Source organism: Streptomyces sp. P5F9, assembly GCF_057961495.1.
Map to the genome: position 1 here is coordinate 1 of NZ_JBXVPZ010001046.1, position 615 is coordinate 615.

At 72.7% G+C, this 615-nt stretch carries 1 protein-coding gene; it reads right to left on the bottom strand.

Translation table 11 applies throughout. The features are described 5' to 3' along the window. On the bottom strand, window positions 1-560 hold a 560-nt coding region (locus AC31A1_RS52320), incomplete at its 3' end, for an LLM class flavin-dependent oxidoreductase (RefSeq protein ID WP_489660062.1). Window positions 561-615 lie beyond the last annotated feature (55 nt).

Genomic DNA, 615 nt, shown 5'->3' on the forward strand with positions numbered 1-615 from the left:
TCGTAGAGGCGGCCGGTGCGGGTCAGAGCCGCCGGGGTCGCGCCGCCGAGCCAGATGGGCGGGCCGGCGGAGCGGTACGGCCGTAGAGAGGGCGGGAGGTCGGGGAAGTGGTGGAACTCGCCGTGGAAGGAGTCGGCGCCCTGCCATAGCGCCCGCCAGAGTTCGACCGTCTCGTCGAGGCGGGCGAAGCGGCGGGGCCAGGGGACCTCCGAGAGGTCGTAGAAGGGGCGGCCGAAGCGGCCGGGGTAGCCGGCGCCGACCGCGAGGGTGAGGCGGCCGCCGGAGAGGAGGTCGATCGACGCGAGGGACTGGGCGGCCTGGACCGGACGGCGCAGGAAGGGGAGCAGGGCGGCGGTGCCGAGGGTTGCCGTCCTGGTTGCCGGGGCCAGGGCGGCGAGCATCGTGAGGGCTTCGACGCGGGGGGTGATCAGGGAGTCGTTCACGAAGAGGGAGGTGAAGCCGAGGTGTTCGGCGGTGCGGGCGAGGGCGATCAGGTCGCGCGGGTCGTCGTCCTTGGCCCACTGGGCGGTTCCGGTCGGGAGCAGTACGCCGATGTCCATGCGGTCGATGGTCGATGAGGGTGGGTATCGGCTCAATTCCCTGTGGGGAATGGCC